Below are 15,612 nucleotides of genomic sequence, written 5' to 3' on the forward strand. Positions count from 1 at the left end.
GGAGCGACACACGAGGTTCGAACTCGTGACCTCAACCTTGGCAAGGTTGCGCTCTACCAACTGAGCTAGTGTCGCATCAACAACGTTTCCGCTGTTTAGGGCTGCGAATTATAAGAGCATTTTTTTGTGATGCAAGTCCTTCCTTCAAAAAAACTTTATTTTTTTACTGAACGACGAAAAAGCAATCAAAAGCGATATAAATTACAACAATTTGGATCGCAACCTTAACAGTTAAATCTTGAAAATAGTACCTCGATAGTACTTAAGTTCTGCGATGGACTCACGAATGTCGTCCAAGGCCAAATGTGTTCCCTGTTTTGTGAACCCATTTAGCACCTCAGGTTGCCAGCGACGTGCTAGTTCTTTAAGAGTACTAACGTCAACATATCGGTAATGGAAGAACTCTTCCAACTCAGGCATATGCTTGTATAAAAAGCGGCGATCCTGCCCAATGCTGTTACCACATATTGGCGAAGCTCCTTTCGGCACCCATTTTTCTAAAAATTCAATGGTTTGTGCGACTGCGTCTTGTTCTGAGATTTGACTGTTTCGAACGCGCTCCACCAAACCGCTTGCCGTATGCGTATTAGTGCACCAGTCGTCCATTTTCACCAGTTCTTCTTCCGGCTGATGAATCGCTAACACTGGACCTTCAGCCAAAATATTTAGTTCGCTATCTGTGACAATAGAAGCAATTTCGATGATTTTGTGCGTTTCAGGATCAAGCCCTGTCATCTCTAAATCAACCCAAATTAGGTTTTGATCGCTAAAGGACATGGTTACGCCGCCTATTTGTTTATCGATAAAAGAGGTACTATACCTCAAAATACGAGAAACACGATACTCATACACGGAGCCAAGAGTACGGCTCAACCATTTGAGTAAATTCACATAAAGTACAGAATTGTGGCAAAGAAGAAAAAGTTAACCAAAGGTCAGGTGCGACGCGTACGTAGCAACCAACAAAAGCGTTTGAAGAAGCAAGAAGAGTCCATCCAGTGGGATGAAAACATGCTAGGCGCCAGCAAGCAAGGTCTCGTGATCACTCGTTTTGGTCAGCACGCGGACATTGAAGACCTTGAAACAGGCGAAATTCAACGCTGTAACCTCCGCCGTGGTATTGAGTCTCTAGTATCTGGCGATCGTGTTTTATGGCGCGAAGGATTGGAGTCTATGGCGGGCATCTCTGGTGTTGTTGAAGCGGTAGAACCTCGCTCTTCAGTGCTCACTCGTCCAGATTATTACGATGGCCTAAAACCCGTTGCAGCCAATATTGATCAAATGGTCATTGTCTCTTCGGTATTACCAGAGCTATCGCTAAATATTATTGACCGCTATCTCGTTGCATCAGAAACACTGAATATTGCGCCATTGTTGGTCTTAAATAAGGTCGACCTTCTAGAAGCCGATGATCGTGCAATGTATGAAGAATGGCTCAAAGAATATGAACGTATTGGCTATAAAGTGCTTCTGGTCAGCAAGAAGTCTGGAGAAGGCATTGCTGAACTAGAAACCCTGCTGCGTGACCGAATTAATATCTTTGTTGGTCAATCAGGCGTAGGGAAATCCAGCTTAGTCAACGCGTTAATGCCGGAACTAGAGAGCGAAGTGGAAGAAGGCGAAGTCTCTGAGAACTCTGGCTTGGGCCAACACACCACGACGGCTGCACGTTTATACCACATTCCAACGGGTGGCGATTTGATCGACTCACCTGGAGTACGTGAATTTGGTCTTTGGCATTTGGAAGCAGAAGAAGTAACAAAAGCATTCATTGAATTTCGACCATATTTAGGTGGTTGCAAGTTCCGAGATTGTAAACACAATGATGACCCAGGCTGCCTTCTACGTGAAGCTGTCGAGAACGGGGAAATTAACGAAACTCGCTTTGAAAACTATCATCGCATTTTGGAAAGCATGGTTGAAAATAAAGCAAATCGTCAGTATTCACGTAATAAAAAAGCCGATCTGTAATTGAGTTAAGGCTGTAACTGTGTAAAAAGTCTTCACCTAATACTGACAAGCAAATTAAATTTCAGTAACATCACGCGCCCTAAAGCGCGAATCTAACAGAAGTATCGGAATTAAAGATGGACAAGTTTAAAGTTGGACTGCAGTACTGGATCCCACAACACGGCCTCACTCGCCTAATGGGTAAACTGGCTTCAGCAAAAGCTGGCGGTCTAACAACAGCAGTTATTCGTTGGTTTATCAAACAATACAATGTGAATATGGATGAGGCAAAGCACTCAGATCCTAAGCATTTTAAAACGTTCAACGAGTTTTTCGTTCGTGAGCTAAAAGAAGGCGCACGCCCAATTTCTGAAGGCGAAAACGTCATCACTCATCCAGCCGACGCTTGTGTTAGCCAGTTTGGCCCTATTGAAGATGGTCAACTTATCCAAGCAAAAGGTCATCACTTCTCAGCACAAGAATTGCTGGGCGGTGACGCGAATTTAGCGGACGAATTTAAAGATGGTTCTTTTGCCACATTGTATCTATCTCCGCGCGATTACCACCGTGTACACATGCCATGTGACGGCACTCTGCGCCAAATGATTTACGTACCAGGTGACCTGTTCTCAGTAAACCCTCTGACAGCAGAAAACGTACCGAACCTATTTGCACGTAACGAGCGTGTGGTGTGTATCTTCGATACTGAGTTTGGTCCAATGGCACAGGTGCTTGTTGGTGCGACAATTGTTGGTAGCATTGAGCAAGTATGGGCTGGCACGATCACTCCGCCTCGTGGAAACACTGTCTACAAATGGGATTACCCAGCAGAGGGTGACAAGGCCGTGATCTTGAAAAAAGGTGAAGAGATGGGCCGCTTCAAACTGGGTTCTACTGTTATTAACCTGTTTGCCAAAGACGCGATTGAGTTTGACGCAAGCATGGAAAACGGTAAGCCAACCGTTATGGGCACACCTTACGCCTTGAAAAAATAAGTAAAACACCGTTAAAGAGCCCTTTATTAAGGGCTCTTTTTATTGATAAAAAGCAAAACTCCGTTCGAAATTTAGCCTCTATTTCTCAAACTCATACCTGCCTCTAAGACCCTCATTCCACAATCAATTATCCTGCGCTTAGAATGAATATTTAGAGGGGCAGCCAATGCCAAAGATGAGTGTAAACACGTTGGCGAAATTGCTGGTGTGCTTTTTAATTCCGCTCGGTGTTTTGATGATGCCGATCGATGCTATTCCTATTAACGATCTCACTTTAATTCAGCATCGCCTGTTGGCTATTTTTCTTCTTGCTGCCCTACTTTGGGTTCTCGAGCCGGTTCCCGTTTTTGCTACGTCCATTCTTATTATCGCTCTTGAACTGATCATGATATCGGATAAAGGTTTGCATCTATTTCGCAATCCACCAGCGGGGCATGATTTAGGAGAGTTAATTGCTTACACCGATATTTTCTCGGCCTTCTCTTCACCGATCATTATTCTTTTTATGGGTGGTTTTGCTCTTGCGATTGCGGCTTCCAAATACGAGCTCGACAACAACCTCGCCCGAGTACTATTAAAACCATTCGGCACCCAACCTAAGTTCATCATGCTGGGCTTGATGTTAATTACCGCCGTTTTTTCAATGTTTATGTCCAATACTGCCACGACCGTGATGATGCTAGCCCTGCTTGGCCCCATCGTCGCTTCAGCACCTAAAGGGGATTTAGGCATTAAAGCACTGGTGTTGTGTATTCCAATTGCCGCGAATACAGGCGGCATTGCGACTCCGATAGGCACGCCACCTAATGCGATAGCGCTTCAATATCTCACTGGAGAAAACGCGATAGACTTCCTATCGTGGATGACAATGGGTCTACCCTTTGTGTTGGTACAACTCACTGTAGCTTGGTTCTTGTTGCAAAAGCTGTTTCCGTCTAGCGAACCAGAAATGAAACTAAAGCTAGATGGTACATTCAAAAGGAGCTGGCGTGCGATCGTCGTCTACATCACTTTTGCACTAACCATTTTGCTTTGGATGACAACGAAAGTGCATGGCATGAATACATATGTTGTCGCGATTATCCCACTAGCAGTGTTCACGTTAACGGGCATTATGGGAAAAGAAGAGCTCAAGCTGATTAACTGGGATGTTTTATGGCTAGTTGCCGGTGGTATAGCAATTGGCATTGCCTTAGACAAAACGGGCTTAGCCGAAGCATTAGCGCACGCCATTGATTACAGCCTGCTATCACCATTTGCCGTTGTTTTAGCCCTATCAGTAGTGTGTTGGTTAATGGCGAACTTTATGTCTAATACCGCAACGGCAAACTTATTGATGCCTATTGCTGCCGCTATTGGTACATCCATGCCAAGCCTTATTGCGGTTGGTGGCCTACAAGGTTTACTGGTTGTCGTCGCCTTCTCCGCATCACTTGGCATGATCTTACCGGTTTCCACACCACCAAACTCTTTGGCTTATTCAACAGGCCTCATCGAGAGCAAAGACATGGCGAAAGTGGGGCTGATTCTTGGTTTGATTGGTCTACTTATCGTGTATGGCGCAGTTTTGGTACTGTTTTAATCGAAGAGCTCCATGAAAAAGCGTGTTGTCATGGAGCTGCTCTCCAGCTACTGCCCTTACAGAGCGGCTTTTACATCCCATAAATTTCGTGCATATTAAGACTCCTCTACTCTACAAGGACGTCGACACATCATGGGTTACGAATGGCTTGCTTTATGCGCCGCTTTTCTGTGGGCAGTTTCTAGCCTAATTTCGGTCATTCCTGCACAACACCTAGGCGCATTTTCTTACAGCCGCTGGCGTATGGGCTGCACAGCCGTGATCTTATCAACAATGGCCTGGATAACTGGCGGCTGGTTAACGGTTTCTTGGGAACATGTAACGCCAATGATGGCGTCGGGCCTGATTGGAATTTTCATCGGTGATACCGCTCTGTTTGCGTGCTTGAATCGTATGGGGCCAAGACAAGCCGGGTTACTCTTCTCTTGCCACGCCGTGTTCTCTGCCATCTTGGGCTACTTCTTATTTAGCGAAGTCATGACCACAATAGAACTACTGGGCGCATCATTGGTATTTAGCGGCGTGGTGATGGCGATATTCTTTGGCCGAAGAGGTCAAGTGAATAACGTCTTGGAAGACATTAAAGGTAACATCTGGGTGGGTATTGGACTTGGCTTAACCGCAGCAATGTGCCAAGCATTGGGCGGCATCATCGCCAAGCCAGTAATGCAAACCAGTATTGACCCAGTTGCGGCTTCTGCTATTCGAATGATCAGTGCCTTTTTCGCCCACAGCATGTTGTTAATTCTAGGAGTCAAAGTCGCTCGCTCGACGCAACACATTACTTGGCGCATATTTGGTATTACTGCCCTTAATGGTTTCTTGGCGATGGCCGTCGGCATGACGCTAATCTTATACGCACTGCAAGAAGGAAATGTAGGTATGGTTGCACTTCTATCTTCAACCACGCCAATTATGTTGCTACCACTGCTCTGGATTTACACTAAACGCCGACCAAACCGATTTGCATGGTTGGGCGCAGCCCTAGCTGTGATTGGTGCGGGCATTTTGGTTCAGTAACCTTACAGACCAGCCCTTATTGCCAGATACAAAAAAGCCCGAGTTTAAACTCGGGCTTTTGTCATTCGGAGCCGTTAGTTAATTATTTATTTAACTAATACTTCACCCGTCATTTCTGCTGGGATTTCTAGACCAGCTAGAGAAAGCATGGTTGGTGCAAGGTCAGACAGTTTACCGCCTTCTTTGAATTCAACCGCTTTGTCACCTACATAGATTAGAGGCACTGGTAGGTTAGTGTGAGCAGTGTGGATGCCGCCAGTTTCAGGGTCGATCATCATTTCTGCGTTACCGTGGTCCGCAGTGATCAATAGTTGACCGCCAACTTCTTTGATTGCTTCAACCACTTTACCCACGCTTTCATCTAGAGCTTCGATTGCTTTCTCAGCCGCTTCATAAACGCCAGTGTGACCAACCATATCTGCGTTCGGGTAGTTACAGATGATGGTATCGAACTTACCTGATTTGATAGCCGCAACCATCTTCTCTGTTAGTTCTGGAGAGCTCATTTCAGGCTGCATGTCGTACGTTGCAACTTTTGGAGAAGCAACCAACTGACGCTCTTCGCCTTCGAATTCGTTCTCAACACCACCGTTGAAGAAGAAAGTCACGTGTGCGTATTTCTCTGTTTCAGAGATACGTAGCTGAGTTTGACCTTGTTTAGATAGCCACTCACCGTAAGTGTTTTCTAGAGACGCAGGTGGGAATGCGATAGCTAGAGGGATATCAGCCGCGTATTGAGTCAGCATCACAAAGTTGATTGCTGGGAATACTGCACGCTCAAAGCCGTCAAACGCAGGAACGAATGCACGAGTGATTTGACGTGCACGGTCAGCACGGTAGTTCATGAAGATAACCGCATCGCCATCTTGCATGATTGCGTCTTCTTGACCTTCCGCTTTGATAGCTGTCGCTTTAACGAATTCGTCGTTTTCTTCACGAGCGTAAGCCGCTTCTAGACCTGCAACTGCCGTTTCTGCTGTGAACTCAGCTTTAGCTTGAGTTAGAAGATCGTAAGCAACTTGGACGCGATCCCAGTTGTTGTCACGGTCCATTGCGTAGTAACGACCTACTAGAGAAGCAACGCGGCCTTTACCTAGTTTCGCAAATAGGTCTTGGAAACGTTGTAGTGAGTTTTCAGCACTACGTGGTGGTGTGTCACGGCCGTCTAGGAAGCAGTGTAGGTAGATTTTCTCTGCGCCACGCGCCGCTGCCATTTCAACTGCAGCGTAAATGTGGTCTTCGTGAGAGTGAACACCGCCTGGAGACATCAGGCCCATGATGTGTACTGCTTTTTCAGCTTTCACAGCAGAGTCGATTGCTTCAACTAGCGCAGGCGTTTGTTCGAACTCACCATCCGCAATTGATTTAGTGATACGAGTCAGGTCTTGGTATACAACGCGGCCTGCACCAATGTTAGTGTGACCAACTTCAGAGTTACCCATTTGACCATCAGGAAGGCCAACATCCATGCCTGAAGCAGAGATTAATGTGTGTGGGTTATTCGCAATCAGAGCATCCATTACTGGTGTTTTCGCATTCGCAATTGCGTTACTTGCTGTGTCTTCACGGTAACCGTAACCGTCAAGGATAACTAGAGCCAGTGGCTTCTTAGCTGACATAGTGATGACCTCATCAAATTTAAGTAACTTTTGGCGTAGGGCCTCGCTGCCCTATCTAACCTTGAAACAAAACTAGCGTAATTTTACTACACTTTTTAACCAAAACTGTAGGTTAAGATCAAATAATGTTTGCGATTTATTGTTGCTATCTTACAAGTTAAGCGAACAACGAGTCAGTGCCGACAAACGTGTTCCACAAGCATAGTCATTTCTAATACGCTTTGTACACCCCAGTCTAAGTTCGGTTTTCTTACGCTTCTCATTCTTATTTTTGCACTTGAAACAGTGCTAATTTAAAGCAACATCAAACAAGATGGGTTAATACCTATTGTTCTCTTTTCTCAGTAAAACAGAAGTCACTTAAACCGATAAGTCCAATAGGCAAAAGCAATCAAGCTACCAGAGCGAAATGTACGGATAGTAAGGGCATAAAGGGTTTATAGAGATCTCAATTATTCGTTAGAAAATTTTAACCCTCTCGCCTAAGAGCCGTAACCTCGCTATACTCCTGCTTTATTTTTCCGCCAACAGCGTAAGAGCTCAAGACATGCAAGAGTACATTGAATTTTTCCAACAGAACATGATTCTATCTTTGGTTTGGGTAGGTCTTCTTGTCGCCTTTATCATGAACATCGTGAAGTCAGCGACAGCCGCATACAAAGAAATCAACGTAAACCAACTGACTCATCTTATGAACCGTGAAAACGGCGTTGTAGTGGATATCCGTACCAAGGACGAGTTCAAAAAAGGTCATATCACCGACTCACTTCACATTTTACCGTCAGACATCAAAGCGGGTAACTTGGGTAGCCTTGAAAACCACAAATCAGACCCAATCATTGTGGTATGCAAGACAGGACAGACCGCTCAAGAAAGCGCAAACCTATTAGTAAAAGCTGGCTTCGAAAAAGTGAGCCTACTAAAAAATGGTTTGATTGCGTGGAACGAAGCGAACCTGCCGTTAGTTCGCGGTAAAAAGTAGGAACGTGGCAAGAACGAAAGTTCGCGTTTAAACGCGCTTTTACCAAGCCTCGCGGACAAAAAACTGAGCAAATTGAAAGCAGTTGGAGCACTAAGTTGTGACGCTTTGCACGTAATACACGCTTCATCTAGTCAAGGTAGATTGGCTCAGTTAGTCTCAGGACATACCAGTTTTCTGAGCTTAGACGTTTCTAGGCTCAACAAATATTGATTTAAGGATTAAAAAATGGCTGAAGCAGCACCTCAAGACGCACAACAAAACTTCGCAATTCAACGCATCTTCCTAAAAGACGTTTCTTTTGAAGCGCCGAACTCTCCAGTAATTTTCCAGAAAGAGTGGAACCCAGACGTTAAACTAGACCTAGACACTCAAAGCCGTGAGCTTGGTGAAGGCGTGTACGAAGTTGTTCTACGTCTAACCGTTACTGTGAAGAACGAAAAAGAGACTGCGTTCCTATGTGAAGTTCAACAAGGTGGTATCTTCACTGCTGAACAAATGGAAGCTGGTCAACTTGCACATTGCCTAGGCGCATTCTGCCCGAACATCCTATTCCCATACGCTCGTGAAACTATCTCAAGCCTAGTCGTTAAAGGTACGTTCCCTCAACTGAACCTAGCGCCAGTAAACTTTGACGCGCTATTCATGAACTACCTACAACAGCAAGCTCAACAAGGCGAAGCTGAAGCGTAATTCACGTTTTATAAGTGACGAATAGCCACAGTGCTGACGTCACCGAATCAAATAAAATGCACAGAGCGTCTACCATCCGATGCAATGTGCATTTTTTATTTCTGACAAAAGTTCCTAGTTCCTAATCGCCAGAAGGCGTAAAATTTGACGATTAGGAACTAGATTCTACTAGTAGCAAGACAATTAGGCGGTAGCATGACACAAGCAAGTACAAACAATGCTTACGGTAAAGACATCGCAATGACTGTGATTGGCGCAGGCTCATACGGCACCTCTTTGGCAATCTCACTCGCTCGTAACGGCGCGAACGTTGTCCTTTGGGGACACGAGCCAGAGCACATGGCTCGCCTAGAAGCAGACCGAGCTAACCATGCCTTTTTACCAGGTGTTGATTTCCCTGAAAGCTTGATCATTGAATCGGATTTAGAAAAAGCCGTTCAAGCAAGCCGAGATTTGTTGGTTGTGGTTCCAAGCCATGTCTTTGGCATCGTGCTAAACAGCTGTAAACCATTCTTGCGCGAAGACTCTCGCATCTGTTGGGCAACCAAAGGGCTTGAACCTGAAACGGGGCGCCTGTTGAAAGACGTCGCTTATGACATTATCGGTGAAAACTACTCACTAGCAGTATTGTCTGGCCCAACGTTTGCGAAAGAGCTCGCAATGGGTATGCCGACTGCAATTTCAGTTGCGTCTCCAGATTCTGAATTTGTTGCGGATCTACAAGAAAAAATCCACTGTAGCAAAACCTTCCGCGTATACGCCAATAGTGACTTTATTGGTATGCAACTGGGCGGCGCTGTGAAAAACGTTATTGCGATTGGTGCAGGTATGTCTGATGGTATCGGTTTTGGCGCTAACGCACGTACTGCATTAATTACTCGTGGCTTGGCTGAAATGAGTCGCCTTGGTGCTGCGCTGGGTGCACAGCCAGAAACCTTTATGGGCATGGCGGGTTTAGGCGATCTTGTCCTGACATGCACCGATAACCAATCACGTAACCGACGCTTTGGCTTGGCATTAGGCCAAGGTAAAGACGTTGATACAGCTCAAGAAGAAATTGGTCAAGTGGTTGAGGGTTACCGCAATACAAAAGAAGTATGGCTACTTTCTCAACGTATGGGTGTTGAGATGCCGATAGTTGATCAAATTTATCAAGTATTGTATCAAGGAAAAGATGCGCGCTTAGCAGCGCAAGATTTACTTGCTCGTGACAAAAAAGCCGAAGGAAAGTAGCAATCTACCGCCCTTTGCAGCTCATCTGAGAAAAATTGAAGTTGTCGGGTCACGGAAGAACCACTCTGGATATTGAGAATGAAACACTGCGAAAAACAAAAAGTCTGGAACAAAATTGTCTCAGAAGCCCGTGAAATGTCAGAACAAGAGCCTATGCTGGCGAGCTTCTATCATGCCACCATTATCAAGCATGAAAGTTTGTGTGCCGCTCTGAGTTATATTCTGGCTAACAAATTGAACACCGCTTCCATGCCAGCGATGGCTGTGCGTGAAGTGGTTGAAGAAGCCTTTGCAGCTGATCCAACCATCACTGACGGTGCGGCTTGTGATATTTGTGCCACGGTCAATCGCGACCCTGCTGTTTCAATGTATTCAATGCCATTGCTGTACCTAAAAGGCTATCACGCACTGCAAGGCTACCGAGTAGCAAACTGGCTGTGGAAGCAAGGTCGTCACGCTCTTGCGACTTACCTACAAAATCAGATTTCGGTAGCATGTCAGGTCGATATTCACCCTGCAGCGCGCATTGGTAGTGGTATCATGCTCGACCATGCAACAGGCATCGTGATTGGTGAAACTGCCGTGGTCGAAAACGACGTGTCTATACTGCAAGATGTCACCCTTGGTGGTACTGGTAAAGAATGCGGTGATCGTCACCCGAAAATTCGCGAAGGCGTAATGATCGGCGCTGGTGCAAAGATTCTTGGCAATATCGAAGTTGGTGAAGGCGCGAAAATCGGATCTTGCTCTGTGGTATTGCAAGCCGTGCCTCCTCACACAACGGTGGCTGGCGTGCCTGCAAAAATCGTCGGACGTCCAAAAACGGACAAACCTTCTCTCGATATGGATCAAGGCTTTAACGGCAAGTCGCAAAGCTTTATCCATGGGGATGGTATTTAATCGTCAACAAACCTTTTTGACAACAACGTGGTAGGTAACTCTCAAGTGCGAAAACAAAATCACCCTGTTCTACGCTCGGCTATTTTATTAACTTGTGCTTTATCCGCCACTTATCCCATTACCTCCTCTGCTGTGAGTCAGCAAGAGCTCAAAGGCGTATCCAGTGAGATAAGCCGTCAGCGCAAATCGCTCTCTTCCCAAGAAAAGCAGCTCAATGAGTTACAGAAATCACTAAAAGATCAAGAGCTTGGTATTTCTAAGCTTGAGCGTGAAATACGACAAACCAAGTCTAACCTCGCACAAGCAGACAAAAACATAGAAAACCTAGAAGAGAAAATTGCCTTGCAAGAAGCACAGCGTCAAGAGCAAGAAGAAGAACTCAAACAGCTGCTGCAAACGTATTACGTAACCGAGCGAGCGAAGGCCAATGGTCACTTGTTAAATCAAGGTGTGGAAGAAGACCGCATGAGCCAATACTTCCAGCATTTAGCTAAAGCACGTGCTGAAGTGATTGATGCGATCACCAAAATAACCCAAGAATTAGCGCACAACAAAAACCAGCTCGAGCTAGAAAAAGAGCAAATCGAGACTCTGCTCAAGCAGCAATCCGAAAAACGTACAGCGCTAGCGAGTACACAATCCAAGCGTAAGCAAACCCTGAATAAAATTCAGAGCAGTATCAAGAATGACAAACGCTACTTAGCCGAGCTGCAACGCAACGAAACCCGTTTAAAAGCAGAGATCGCCAAAGCAGCGAAGCGTAATGCGGTGCCAATGGACGGACTCGGCAAACAGCGCGGTAAGCTGCCTTGGCCACTAAAAGGCAGTGTGTTACACAACTTTGGTACGCGACAAACCGGGCAGGTAAACTGGAAGGGCATGGTGCTGTCTGCCAACTATGGTCAACAAGTGAAAGCCGTTTATCCTGGTACTGTCGTATTTGCGGAGTATCTGCGCGGATACGGTTTAGTGGTACTGCTCGACCACGGCAAAGGTGACATGACCCTCTATGGTTACAACCAAGCCTTAACTAAAAAAGAAGGCGACCGAGTCACCGCCGGCGAAGTGATTGCTCTCGCGGGTGATACAGGTGGTCAAGACAGGCCATCGCTGTACTTTGAAATTCGTCGTAATAGTGAAGCGCAGAATCCGAAATCTTGGTTAAAACGCTGATTATCTGACTCATCGACTTATAATAAAAAAGGAGCCACTCGGCTCCTTTGTTGTATTCATGGTTTTGGAAAATGCTATGCGTAGTAGGTTTCTACCGCATCAATAAAAGCATTCACATCATCTTTGCTTAACGCGTTGATTCCTGCCGCCGCCTCTCGCCCCCCACCTGTCGGGAACTGACCACACACGGCCACGGCACCTTGTTTATTGTTTAACGGGGCACGGAGTGAAACCGTATAAGTACCATCTGGATTTTCAGTAAGTACCGCATGCGCAGAGTCAGGGGCTTGGTTTGCTAGCCAGTTGCCATAAACACCACTGATTCGGCGTGATGCCGCCGTGTTTGGTAACTCAAACAACTTCAGCTTACCGCTCTCATGCATGGCAGGCACTGCGAGAGCCGCCTCCATGTCTTGTTGGTAAGCCGATTGCAATTGGTAGTATGGCGAGGCCGTATCTTCAATAGCTTCAAATGGCGACGTGTACTTCAGCAAAGCTCGGTACAGCTCCGCAGGATGAAAGTGTAAATCTTCGACTTTCGAGCCGTAGCCGTTGTAGTTAATTAAAGTGCCCAGCTCTTTTAGCTGCTCTTTCTGTTGCTGCGACAAGCCCGCGTTATTCGCTAACTCATCGGCTTTAGCAATCATGTTATCGCCATAAGCCGCCGTAATCGCCCAGTCATAAAAACGCCCATCAAGCAACTTATCGACAATCAACGCCGTGCACATGTTGGCATCGAGATCGATGTGCGCATCCAAATTACCATGCTGAGGAATGTCACCCGCTTTGTGATGGTCGGCGTAAAAGACGTGAGCGCCTTGAGCCAAAGCTTGCTCTAGACCTGCCATGTTCTTTTCCATCGAAATGTCTAACACAGTCAGCTCATCACCCGCTTGCACGTCTACTTTTTCCACCAGCTTGATGTCGCGCTTTACACCAGTTATTAACTGGGCATCGACAGGATCAGCCAAACGTAATTGCAGAAGAGCAATGATGCCATCAGCATCACCATTAAAAATGTCGTAATTCATGGGGCGATAGTTCCTTTATCGAGAATCTTATCCCTGCAAGGGTTTTTAGCGTATGGGACTATTGTGCGTGGCATATTTGACAAGTCAACTCGAGCCACGACTCGAAAATGAGAGTGACTCTCGAAATATTAAGCAGTTTGACGTTTAACTGTGTAGATTGCTAACCGCATCTTCTAATAACAGTAGCTGCTCTAAGCCCTGTTCAGTTGCTAATGGCTTAACGACATTAAGCATCTGCAACATCCCTTGCTTCACCATTTGCTCGGTAATGTTGGTTTTTGAAGCCATCGCGGATTGATACGCCAACCAACTACACGCAATCAAGTGCAATGTACATACCAATGACTTCAACTGTTGTTGATCGACATTCAACAGCTTCATCGTTACGAACTCTTGCATAATAGCAATGAGGTTCGCTTGCAGCTTCTCTTGCACATCGATGTACTGTTCGTGTAGCTGTTCATCTCGTGACAAGATTTCTGGTAAGTTTGCGTAGAAAAAGCGGTATTTCCACATCAAGGTAAAAATAGAGTCTAGGTAGCTCTTCAGCATAGTCAGGCTCTCTTGCGAACCTTGAATAGGGGTAAATCTTTCTAAAAGTTCTGCTGAATAAAGCGCAAAGATCTCACGAACGATTTCTTGCTTATTGCGGAAGTGGTAATACAGATTACCAGGGCTAATTTCGATGTGATCGGCAATGTGATTGGTGGTGATGTTTCGCTCACCATGTTGGTTGAACAACTCCAGTGCCGCGTAGACGATTTTGTCGCGCGTTTTCATTGTTATCGTGTTCCCTCTTCATTAACGAATCGAGTATAGCGACTTCACCAACCTAGGTCGATAGAGGCTCCAAATACGGTAACATAACAGACCAGTTAAGATGCCAGTTGAGTTGGCGACAAGGTCTAACCAAGAAGTTTGTCGCCCTACATACCCTTGCAACCACTCAATAACGGCGCTGAATAGCAAAATACCAATCGCCACCGCCCAACGTTGACGCCAACGCCACACGCAAAAGCAACCTAAAAACGCAAAGCCGCTATACGCCATGGCGTGCTGCATTTTGTCGAGATACGCAATATTGCCCCAGTCTTGCAGTTCACCTGAACTCAGAGATAAAAAAGCGATCAATATGGCGTAGCTAAAGATGACGAAACGTGCAGCCGTCAGGTTCATTGGACGTCCTTATGCAATTGGAAATGGAAAGGCCGTCACTTGATCAATGTGGTCACAGCCTAGCGCCAGCATGATCAAACGATCGATACCCAACGCGACCCCTGCACAATCTGGCAACCCTGCTTCCAGTGCAGAGATCAGATGATAATCGATCGGCTGTGGTTTTAAACCCATTTCGATACGCTTTGCGTTATCTTGTTCAAAGCGCGCTAATTGCTCTTTCGGGTTATCCAGTTCATGAAATCCGTTCGCCAGCTCTATCCCCTTAAAGTACACTTCAAAACGATCCGCGACGCGATGATCTTGAGGATTGATTTTCGCAAGCGCCGCCTGTGATGCAGGGAAGTCGTACACAAAAGCTGGCACGTCCTGACCAATTTTGTTTTCTACTCCCACGCTAAATAGTAGTTGCAGCAGCGTATCGCGATCTTCTTCAGGCTCAGCAATGTCACTCAAACCCAGCTTGCTTGCCGCCGCTTTCAGCTCAGTCATCGAGCCTTCCAGTGGACACACACCCAACACATCAATGAAGGCTTGCTGATACGTCATGCGCTGCGCTGCGCCACACTTCAATACCAGCTGCAACAGGTCATCCATTTCATCCATCAATTTATGATGGTCAAAGCCAACGCGATACCACTCCAACATCGTGAATTCAGGGTTGTGGTAGCGACCATTCTCTTCATTACGAAATGCTTTGTTGATTTGATAAATACAACCGCTGCCCGCAGCCAAAAGGCGCTTCATATGGAACTCTGGGCTGGTCATAAAAAACAGCTTACTGCCATCGGCATAGCCTGGGCCAACAAACTCGGTTTGGAAAGTATGCAAATGAATGTCAGTCACGGTTGCGTGACTCATGGCTGGCGTATCGACTTCCATCACCTGTCGGTCAGCGAAGAATTGTCGAATCGACGCGATTAACGTCGCACGTTGACGAAGTTGGTCAATGGAAGCAGTAGGTTGCCAGTTGGTTTGCATAACAAGTCTCTCAAACTTTAATTCAGCGAGGAAAGCCTCATTCTACATGCTTTTTACTCTTCAAGAAGAGAGGAATATCCCTTCTTCTTTTTACTAATGTGCTCGCCAATTTGAGGCAAGCATTACTCGTGCCGCAGCACAAAAAACACTCAGTTAAAAACCTATTATCCATGCGGTTAATGTCACGCAACACAGGTTTAACATCCCTAATGTTAATGCTTGAGGGCCAAAACCTCGATGCCGTGATAGCAGTCACATAACCTATAAATTCTATGCCCTT

The 15,612-nt window shown here is 45.9% G+C and carries 15 protein-coding genes and 1 tRNA gene; 9 read left to right on the forward strand and 7 right to left on the reverse strand.

What is annotated here, in order from left to right; genetic code table 11:
• Window positions 1-2: 2 nt before the first annotated feature.
• Window positions 3-75, reverse strand: a tRNA-Gly gene (locus tag R7F67_RS19835).
• 156 nt (window positions 76-231) lie between these two features.
• Window positions 232-777 (reverse strand): oligoribonuclease, encoded by a 546-nt coding sequence (orn, locus tag R7F67_RS19840; protein WP_005381461.1) that lies wholly within the window; start codon window positions 775-777, stop codon window positions 232-234.
• 129 nt (window positions 778-906) lie between these two features.
• Between orn and rsgA the strand changes: the two genes are divergently transcribed.
• The 4 genes from rsgA to R7F67_RS19860 all read left to right on the forward strand — a co-directional run bounded on the left by rsgA (window position 907) and on the right by R7F67_RS19860 (window position 5,547).
• Window positions 907-1,971, forward strand: coding sequence for a small ribosomal subunit biogenesis GTPase RsgA (gene rsgA, locus R7F67_RS19845; RefSeq protein WP_005381463.1), 1,065 nt, complete (start codon window positions 907-909; stop codon window positions 1,969-1,971).
• A 116-nt stretch (window positions 1,972-2,087) separates the two neighbouring features.
• Window positions 2,088-2,945: an archaetidylserine decarboxylase gene (asd, locus tag R7F67_RS19850; protein WP_005381465.1), complete on the forward strand. Its 858-nt coding sequence runs from the start codon at window positions 2,088-2,090 to the stop codon at window positions 2,943-2,945.
• A 166-nt stretch (window positions 2,946-3,111) separates the two neighbouring features.
• Window positions 3,112-4,527: an SLC13 family permease gene (locus R7F67_RS19855; RefSeq protein WP_005381467.1), complete on the forward strand. Its 1,416-nt coding sequence runs from the start codon at window positions 3,112-3,114 to the stop codon at window positions 4,525-4,527.
• A gap of 132 nt (window positions 4,528-4,659) precedes the next feature.
• Window positions 4,660-5,547 carry a DMT family transporter gene (locus tag R7F67_RS19860; RefSeq protein WP_005386417.1) on the forward strand — a complete coding sequence of 296 codons (888 nt, stop codon included), beginning with the start codon at window positions 4,660-4,662 and terminating at the stop codon, window positions 5,545-5,547.
• Window positions 5,548-5,633: 86 nt separating this feature from the next.
• Here the strand turns inward: R7F67_RS19860 and gpmM are convergent, their stop codons facing one another.
• Window positions 5,634-7,166: a 2,3-bisphosphoglycerate-independent phosphoglycerate mutase gene (gpmM, locus tag R7F67_RS19865; protein WP_005386416.1), complete on the reverse strand. Its 1,533-nt coding sequence runs from the start codon at window positions 7,164-7,166 to the stop codon at window positions 5,634-5,636.
• Window positions 7,167-7,713: 547 nt separating this feature from the next.
• Here gpmM and R7F67_RS19870 point away from each other — a divergent pair.
• The 5 genes from R7F67_RS19870 (at window position 7,714) to R7F67_RS19890 (ending at window position 12,144) form a co-directional block, all read left to right on the forward strand.
• Window positions 7,714-8,148, forward strand: a complete 435-nt coding sequence (locus R7F67_RS19870) for a rhodanese-like domain-containing protein (protein ID WP_005381472.1) — start codon at window positions 7,714-7,716, stop codon at window positions 8,146-8,148.
• A gap of 225 nt (window positions 8,149-8,373) precedes the next feature.
• Complete coding sequence (secB, locus tag R7F67_RS19875) at window positions 8,374-8,838, forward strand: protein-export chaperone SecB (RefSeq protein ID WP_262643759.1); 465 nt, start codon at window positions 8,374-8,376, stop codon at window positions 8,836-8,838.
• A 195-nt stretch (window positions 8,839-9,033) separates the two neighbouring features.
• Complete coding sequence (gpsA, locus tag R7F67_RS19880; RefSeq protein WP_262643760.1) at window positions 9,034-10,071, forward strand: NAD(P)H-dependent glycerol-3-phosphate dehydrogenase; 1,038 nt, start codon at window positions 9,034-9,036, stop codon at window positions 10,069-10,071.
• 78 nt (window positions 10,072-10,149) lie between these two features.
• Window positions 10,150-10,971 (forward strand): serine O-acetyltransferase, encoded by an 822-nt coding sequence (cysE, locus tag R7F67_RS19885; protein ID WP_005381475.1) that lies wholly within the window; start codon window positions 10,150-10,152, stop codon window positions 10,969-10,971.
• Between the two features lie 27 nt (window positions 10,972-10,998).
• Window positions 10,999-12,144, forward strand: a complete 1,146-nt coding sequence (locus R7F67_RS19890; protein WP_005381476.1) for a murein hydrolase activator EnvC family protein — start codon at window positions 10,999-11,001, stop codon at window positions 12,142-12,144.
• Between the two features lie 74 nt (window positions 12,145-12,218).
• On the opposite strand, the gene R7F67_RS19895 is transcribed toward R7F67_RS19890, so the two are convergent.
• From R7F67_RS19895 to epmA, 4 genes are all read right to left on the reverse strand, one after another.
• Window positions 12,219-13,175 carry an acetyltransferase gene (locus R7F67_RS19895; RefSeq protein WP_054577184.1) on the reverse strand — a complete coding sequence of 319 codons (957 nt, stop codon included), beginning with the start codon at window positions 13,173-13,175 and terminating at the stop codon, window positions 12,219-12,221.
• Window positions 13,176-13,319: 144 nt separating this feature from the next.
• Complete coding sequence (locus R7F67_RS19900; RefSeq protein WP_005381480.1) at window positions 13,320-13,955, reverse strand: TetR/AcrR family transcriptional regulator; 636 nt, start codon at window positions 13,953-13,955, stop codon at window positions 13,320-13,322.
• Window positions 13,956-13,976: 21 nt separating this feature from the next.
• Window positions 13,977-14,351, reverse strand: a complete 375-nt coding sequence (locus R7F67_RS19905) for a VanZ family protein (protein WP_005381482.1) — start codon at window positions 14,349-14,351, stop codon at window positions 13,977-13,979.
• A gap of 9 nt (window positions 14,352-14,360) precedes the next feature.
• Entirely contained in the window at window positions 14,361-15,332 is a 972-nt protein-coding gene (epmA, locus tag R7F67_RS19910; protein ID WP_005381485.1) for an elongation factor P--(R)-beta-lysine ligase, read from the reverse strand.
• Between the last annotated feature and the right edge of the window lie 280 nt (window positions 15,333-15,612).

The organism is Vibrio sp. YT-17 (assembly GCF_033337375.1).
GTDB classification, from domain to species: Bacteria; Pseudomonadota; Gammaproteobacteria; order Enterobacterales; family Vibrionaceae; genus Vibrio; species Vibrio alginolyticus.

What these genes read in the sequence shown, in the direction of transcription:
- asd (WP_005381465.1), top strand. Translation starts at nt 2,088, where the DNA reads ATGGACAAGTTTAAAGTTGGACTGCAGTACTGGATCCCACAACACGGC.
- R7F67_RS19900 (WP_005381480.1), bottom strand. Translation starts at nt 13,955, where the DNA reads ATGAAAACGCGCGACAAAATCGTCTACGCGGCACTGGAGTTGTTCAAC.
- gpmM (WP_005386416.1), bottom strand. Translation starts at nt 7,166, where the DNA reads ATGTCAGCTAAGAAGCCACTGGCTCTAGTTATCCTTGACGGTTACGGT.
- secB (WP_262643759.1), top strand. Translation starts at nt 8,374, where the DNA reads ATGGCTGAAGCAGCACCTCAAGACGCACAACAAAACTTCGCAATTCAA.
- R7F67_RS19870 (WP_005381472.1), top strand. Translation starts at nt 7,714, where the DNA reads ATGCAAGAGTACATTGAATTTTTCCAACAGAACATGATTCTATCTTTG.
- orn (WP_005381461.1), bottom strand. Translation starts at nt 777, where the DNA reads ATGTCCTTTAGCGATCAAAACCTAATTTGGGTTGATTTAGAGATGACA.
- cysE (WP_005381475.1), top strand. Translation starts at nt 10,150, where the DNA reads ATGAAACACTGCGAAAAACAAAAAGTCTGGAACAAAATTGTCTCAGAA.
- R7F67_RS19905 (WP_005381482.1), bottom strand. Translation starts at nt 14,351, where the DNA reads ATGAACCTGACGGCTGCACGTTTCGTCATCTTTAGCTACGCCATATTG.
- R7F67_RS19895 (WP_054577184.1), bottom strand. Translation starts at nt 13,175, where the DNA reads ATGAATTACGACATTTTTAATGGTGATGCTGATGGCATCATTGCTCTT.
- R7F67_RS19855 (WP_005381467.1), top strand. Translation starts at nt 3,112, where the DNA reads ATGCCAAAGATGAGTGTAAACACGTTGGCGAAATTGCTGGTGTGCTTT.
- R7F67_RS19860 (WP_005386417.1), top strand. Translation starts at nt 4,660, where the DNA reads ATGGGTTACGAATGGCTTGCTTTATGCGCCGCTTTTCTGTGGGCAGTT.
- gpsA (WP_262643760.1), top strand. Translation starts at nt 9,034, where the DNA reads ATGACACAAGCAAGTACAAACAATGCTTACGGTAAAGACATCGCAATG.
- epmA (WP_005381485.1), bottom strand. Translation starts at nt 15,332, where the DNA reads ATGCAAACCAACTGGCAACCTACTGCTTCCATTGACCAACTTCGTCAA.